The organism is uncultured Maribacter sp., assembly GCF_963974015.1.
Lineage (GTDB): Bacteria > Bacteroidota > Bacteroidia > Flavobacteriales > Flavobacteriaceae > Maribacter.
Genome location: NZ_CAXBBZ010000038.1, coordinates 1 through 6,684 on the forward strand (window position 1 = coordinate 1; position 6,684 = coordinate 6,684).

The 6,684-nt window shown below is 33.9% G+C and carries 6 protein-coding genes; all 6 read left to right on the forward strand.

Annotated elements, in window-relative coordinates:
• A partial coding sequence (locus AACZ41_RS17915; protein ID WP_339629973.1) for a DUF6090 family protein occupies positions 1–842 on the forward strand: 842 nt, incomplete at its 5' end.
• Positions 843–917: 75 nt separating this feature from the next.
• Positions 918–1,691: a DUF6090 family protein gene (locus AACZ41_RS17920; protein ID WP_339629975.1), complete on the forward strand. Its 774-nt coding sequence runs from the start codon at positions 918–920 to the stop codon at positions 1,689–1,691.
• Positions 1,692–1,864: 173 nt separating this feature from the next.
• Complete coding sequence (locus AACZ41_RS17925; protein ID WP_339629977.1) at positions 1,865–2,323, forward strand: YciI family protein; 459 nt, start codon at positions 1,865–1,867, stop codon at positions 2,321–2,323.
• Between the two features lie 230 nt (positions 2,324–2,553).
• Positions 2,554–2,913 (forward strand): DUF2019 domain-containing protein, encoded by a 360-nt coding sequence (locus tag AACZ41_RS17930; RefSeq protein WP_339629979.1) that lies wholly within the window; start codon positions 2,554–2,556, stop codon positions 2,911–2,913.
• Positions 2,914–3,077: 164 nt separating this feature from the next.
• Positions 3,078–3,980 (forward strand): amidohydrolase family protein, encoded by a 903-nt coding sequence (locus AACZ41_RS17935; protein ID WP_339629981.1) that lies wholly within the window; start codon positions 3,078–3,080, stop codon positions 3,978–3,980.
• Between the two features lie 294 nt (positions 3,981–4,274).
• A complete protein-coding gene (locus AACZ41_RS17940) occupies positions 4,275–6,371 on the forward strand; it encodes a c-type cytochrome (protein WP_339629983.1) in 2,097 nt (698 codons plus the stop codon).
• The last annotated feature ends 313 nt before the right edge of the window (positions 6,372–6,684 follow it).

Consider the following 6,684-nt stretch of genomic DNA (forward strand, 5'->3'; position numbering starts at 1 on the left):
GCAAATGCCAGTTTGCTCCCGTACTGTTCATAGCTAAAACGTTGTGCTTCATTATAACCAACCATAGACCAATGATAAAATTCTTTAGGAAAATTAGACAAGATTTACTTTCAAAAGGAAAAACAGAAAAGTATTTTAAATACGCAATTGGAGAAATAATTCTTGTGGTGATTGGAATTTTAATAGCGTTACAGATTAACAATTGGAATGAATATAGAAAAGATAGAAATCGAGAACAAGCCATTTTAAAAAACCTTCAAATAGACTTTAAAACTAATATTAGAAATGTTAATGATGCTACTAGCAATTTTATGGTAGCCTACGAAGCTTCCGCAAATTTACTCGAAATTATTATGGCTGATGATATCATTAACGGTTCTGAAATTGAACAATTATTAGATGATATCATTAATAAAACCAAATCAATTGACATCATTACTGGGTCAATAGACGAAATGCTCAATACAGGATCCATAAACTTAATAAAAGATGATAATTTGAGAAAACAACTATCAAATTGGTCATATTATCAAACAGATACTGAAGATGATATCGTAATATATAGAGACTATTTATTTGGTTTCTTTATTCCCTCATTAATGAATAAAGCCCTTTTGAGAAATATGGAGGTTCCTGAGTTTTTTGAGGAAGATCTTAACTTAAAAAATATTGCCAAATCAAATTTTAAAATCGATTACAACAATACTATTAGAACCATTGAATTTGAAAATGAAGTATACAATAATACCTTAAACTATATGTATGCAATTAACTCTTATAAGGTGTTTAATGATTATTTATCCGAAACTCTAAAGCTAATTGAATTAAATAATGAAGATTAAATTCTTTAAAACATTTGGAAAAGCATTTACAATCTAGAATAAGTAAGGGTTTGTAACCGAGAAAAATCAAAAGATTTGAAAATAAATAACGAAAGCACAACAATGATAATATTCTATAGAAAAATTAGACAAAAAATGCTGACTGAAAACAAGTTCAGCAAATATCTACTATATGCAATTGGAGAAATTATACTTGTTGTTGTTGGAATTCTAATTGCTTTATCCATAAATAATTGGAATGACAAAAAAAATAATCGCGACTTTGAAGTTAAAATGATAAGGGAAATTGATGTTGCTTTGAAGGAGGATTACTTATTTTTTACCGAGCATCTAATCAACTATAGGAACCAAACAGAACTACAAGCGGTTGCCTTTTTTGATAAGATTATTATTTCAAAATCCATAATTGTCGATTCTATAGATTTCCACTTTAATAGACTGGATTTTGGGCTTCAACCAACAAGTAATAGAGGTCCATATGATGCATTAAAATCTTCAGGGATAGATAAAGTTTCTAATGATGATCTGCGAAAAAAGATGATTTATTTTTATGACTTTATCTTGCCAAGATTTCAAGGCATAATAGAGGATAAGTTAGAATCTTCAACAATGGAGATGATACCATTAATAAATAAATTATCTAAACCATCTCCTGTTACAATATCTGAAAATGGTGTTGCACGAAAGGAATTTAGATTAAAAGATATTGATTTTGAAAAGAACGAAAATTTTAATCGGTTACTTTATTTAACAACAGAAAGGGCTACACAGACAAAAAGTGTTTTACTGACCATGACTCCATATATGCTAGAATTACGTGAATCAATAAAAAACGAAATTGAAAAATAACGAAAGCAAAACAACATATAAAAATAATTACTAGTACTTGCCTACTTGGAAAAGCCTACGGATTTTCCTCTGGTTCGTTCCATTTTTAGTAAGTTAGTTGCTCGCACACGCAACTATACCTACACATAAACGTTGTGTGTAATGACAACTGAGTTCAACAAATAATTGATATTATGAAATATGTTTTAATATTTTTAGTAATTATTCTTACTATAAATGTCTCGTTTGCTCAAAAAACGAATCCAAATTATGATGCAGAATTAGCAGCTAAATTGGATGCTGATGATTATGGAATGAAAAAGTTTGTATTTGTTATTCTTAAAACTGGAACTAACAAATCTACTGACAAAACTCTAAAAGACAGTTGTTTTACTGGTCATATGAACAATATTAATCGATTAGTCAAAGAAAAGAAATTAATTGTGGCTGGACCGATGGGTAAAAACGATAAATCATATAGAGGGATTTTTATTTTGGATGTAGCCACTCTAGAAGAAGCTAATACCTTACTCGAAACTGACCCAGCAATAAAGGCGAAATTTTTAGAGCCTGAACTTTATGTTTGGTATGGTTCAGCTGCTTTATCAGAATATCTCGAAGCTTCTGATAAAGTTTGGAAAATTGGGTTTTAAGCAAATTGACCGGGGAAATCTAACAACATATAGGGTTTATATATAAACATAAAAGGAAAACAGTCAATAAAAAATCACTACACAACACCGTATATAATTTATTGCTAGTTCTATCCTACTTACAAAAATCTTATTGGATTTTCTATTTTGTTTTTGTTTGCTAAATTAAGTGCTTAAACAGGCAACGAAATCATACACAAACACGTTATGTGCAAGCTGAAAATTCGATTATGGACACATTTATAACTGATTATATAACTTTAGCAATAGAACACGGAATTTCAATTGAAAACGGAAATGACTCTAAAAGCAATAAAATTCATTCAAGAATTATGAAAGTTATTAAAGAAATTTCACAATCTGAATCTAAAATAAAAAATGAATTTTACGGACTCTTAACACATCCCAATTTATCTGTTAGATTATGGACGGCGACTGAACTTTTAGGAACCGACGAAAAAAAATCGGTTAAAATAATGTTGATAATTGAAGCGGACAAAGGAATAATTGGACTGACCTCTAAAACACTTATCGATATGTGGAAAAAAGGACTGATTAATAAAACTGACTGGAATAAAGCCAGCACATAACAATGTATAACCGCAATTACAGCGGATTCGACTACGTCCGAATCCGCTGTAATTGCTAAAGTCTGTACTAAACCGAAAATAATTGCTAATTTAACCCATAACTGACTAGAAAATATACGATTATAAAGTAAAGAAGACCGTTAGGCACAATTAAAAAACGAAATATGATCAAAAACATTATTATTTTATGCGTTTTTACATTTCAAATTTTGCCTGCGCAATCGCAGATAAAAATAATTGACATGCATCTCCATTCTTACTCTCCAGAAGTTCTTGCAGAGGAGAGGTTTGATCACTATGGAACAAAGGGCGTTCAGAATTTGGAAACCCACTTCAAGGAGACCTATACCGCTATGAGAAAGTATAACATTGTTAAAGGAGTTGTTAGTGGTGCTTTAGGTACTGTAGATTATTGGAAAACAAATGATACCGATGGTCGTGTGATTGAAGGTTTGCATTTTTTTCATCCAGACGATTTGAATATGGATATTATTCAATTTGAAGAATTGATCAAAAGTGGAAAAGTAGAAGTGTTTGGTGAATTAGGTCCTTATTATTCTGGTACAAAATTGAGTGACGATGTATGGCAGCCCTACTTAAAAATATGCGAAAAATATGATATCCCTGTTGCAGTGCATATGGGCGGTGGAGATCCAGGAGGCACCTATTCCTGGGCACCAAAAGCAAGACTTTCTTTAGGTGACCCATATACAATTGAAGATGTTTTAGTTAATTATCCTAAACTTCGAATTTATATGATGCATGCTGGTGGCGAGGATTGGCCTGAACATGCTATAAGATTGATGGCTTATTATCCACAGTTATATACTGATATTGCCGTTATGTTATGGGTTGAACCTAATACTCAAAGATATATTATAGAATTTCTTCGAAACATTAAGCATGCTGGCTATTTAAATCGGGTGATGTATGGTTCGGATCAAATGATGTGGCCTTATGCCATTAGCAAATCGATTGATTTTCTTAACAGTTTGGATTTCCTTACTGAAGAAGAGAAAGAAGGTATTTTCTATGATAATGCTGCAAGATTTTTGAAACTAGAATAACTGTGCCTAACAATGTATATAAAAAACAGGCTAGATATCCTTAAAATATAGCGTTTTGGCTACTATAAACTTTGTGCTCAACCGAAATTTTAGTCCTTCAAAATCGCCTGCTTTTCATATACTAAATGTTAACCTTCATTATGACTAAATAATAACCAATGATAAAATGCTTAAGAAAAATTAGGGAAAAATGCTGACAGTAAATACATTATGTATTTTATACAACGATTAAAGCGTACTGTAACTGGTACGCAATTAATATCACCGAATATTTAACCAACCAATCATTCCTATATGCTCTCATTATTAAATCGCTTCAATGCAACCGCTGAAAAAAGATATCCATCAGCCTCATTAAAGACAATAGCAATACTGGCTATTATTGTTTCAGCATCCTGTGCCAATAATGAAACTGAAGCTATAAAGAAGAATTATTCGCTATTGGGAATAGGGAATGGCCTTCATGGGACAACGCTTATGGTTAACGATTTAAATCGCGCGCGAGATTTTTATGCTGATACCCTCGGGTTTAAAATGGGCGAAGCCGATAAATTTAAAAAAGGTTTTTTTGATGGAACATTAGTTACCAGCATCAACTTTCCAGATGCCTCAAAACTAGATTTTCTTTCTGTTGAAGATTCTTTAATTACAGATGCCCCACCTACTTTTATCACATCATTCTTGGCGAATCATGAAGGTATACAGCGCTATTACTTATCCAGTTCTTCTATTGACACTACCGCTTTATGGCTGAATGAGAAAGGATTCAAAATGGATTCTATTCAAGGATACCGCACCTCGACCGATCCGGTTAAAGGATGGTCATGGGATGATGGTGGATTACAAGAACGCAGTTTAGATTTTAAAGATACAAATGCTACATACCTACCTCAGTTTATAGAAGATGCCACTAATGATTATGAAAGAATGCATAAGGACTGGAAGACCTATTATGCCTATTACAGAAGTTATTCGAACCACCCAAATGGTGTTGTAGGTATCAATGCCATTAAAGTGGTCGTTAAAAATCTCGATACTGCCCGCAAGAATATTAAAAACATGGGACTTATGGCATCAAACTCTAATACATCAGAAAAAATAGCCCGCTTCAAAATAAAAGGACATCAAGAATTAGTACTAAGCACCCCACAAACCACTAATGATGATATGTCCAAGTTTATTTCGGAACGTGAATCTGGTGTATATGCCATACGTTTTGATGTGAAAAATATTGATTCTACCTATCATTATCTAAATCAGCGTTTGCCAGCAGAAGCACTTTTACGAGATACCATAGTACATACCATCACCGTACCTCGTCAATTTGCCTACGGCGTTCAAATAGAGTTTGTAAATGAACCAAAAGAACAGGCTCTTCTGGCCGAACAATATAAAATAGGGGCTAAACTAGATAGTACAGCGAGCAGTAATGCTGCGGGCATGTATCAAAAATATTGCGCCTTATGTCATGGTAAAAATAGAGAAGGCTACGCGGCAGATAATGCCCCATCGCTTCGCTCTCATTCATTAATGGCAACTTCAAATACTACTAATTTTCAAAGATATACGGTGCAATATGGTAGAGAGGGCACCGCCATGGGCGGTTATTTAAATACACAAGGTGGCCCTTTGGAATACATTGAAGTTGAACTATTGTTGCAATGGCTGTATGACCAAAGCGGTGTAGAAGAACCTATTGAACTCTCAAGAGAACCTGTAAACGGCGATATCGCTGTGGGCGCTGAAATCTATGCAAATACCTGTTCTGTCTGTCATGGTGCAGATGGCGAGGGTGTATCGGCACCTGCCCTAGGCAATTCTATGTTTTTAGCCACCGCAACAGATGAATTCTTAAAATATGCCATTAAAGAAGGGAGAGATGGCACGCCAATGATAGCCTACAAAGACTCCCTAATTGAGGATGAAATTAATGGGCTGACAGCCTTTTTAAGAACGCGTGCCTCAGGCTGGAATATTCCAAGTACGGACACCATTAGTGTTCCTACACCCGATAAATACATATTGAATCCTACTAAAAAAGCACCAAATTTTAATTTACGAAAAGGACTTTATGTTCCTGCAAAAGAAGTGTATCAGGCGATGCAAGACAGTGCTCGAATGATTATTTTAGATGCACGATCAGAAGTGGCCTGGCGACAGACCCATATTCCAGGATCGGTACCTGTACCTTATTATGAAGAGCCGGAAGCATTTGTAGACGACCTGCCAAATGATGGCACTTGGATCGTTGCTTATTGCGCTTGTCCGCATGCAGCTTCGGGCCGAGTGGTTAGTACGTTAAGAAGATTAGGATATAAAAACACCGCCATAATAGATGAAGGTATTTTGGTTTGGGGGCAATTAGGTTATCCCATTAATTATGGGCGGTAAGGTGTTGCAAGTAACAACCAATAGCTAATTTTACAGAAAACCTTACTATCTTTCTTGTAAGAATTTTTATATTGAACCTAAGAATTAAATAGTAATCCTCCTTCTTTTTAATCTCTTAAATTTATTGGAAACAAACATTTTTGAACAACCCAAAGCGGTGTGTATTGTTTTACTTAAAGAAAAATAACGAAAGCAAAACAATAAGTTTTAGCTACGTGCACAGACGGAAACGAAAAGTTTCCTTGCCTCCGCACTACGCATAGGTACTGTGTCAAAAAACAAGTTTTTTCTTTAATAATTTAGGAAACAGGTT

Coding starts and splice junctions, on each gene's coding strand:
- AACZ41_RS17925 (WP_339629977.1), top strand. CDS start 1,865: ATGAAATATGTTTTAATATTTTTAGTAATTATTCTTACTATAAATGTC.
- AACZ41_RS17940 (WP_339629983.1), top strand. CDS start 4,275: ATGCTCTCATTATTAAATCGCTTCAATGCAACCGCTGAAAAAAGATAT.
- AACZ41_RS17930 (WP_339629979.1), top strand. CDS start 2,554: ATGGACACATTTATAACTGATTATATAACTTTAGCAATAGAACACGGA.
- AACZ41_RS17935 (WP_339629981.1), top strand. CDS start 3,078: ATGATCAAAAACATTATTATTTTATGCGTTTTTACATTTCAAATTTTG.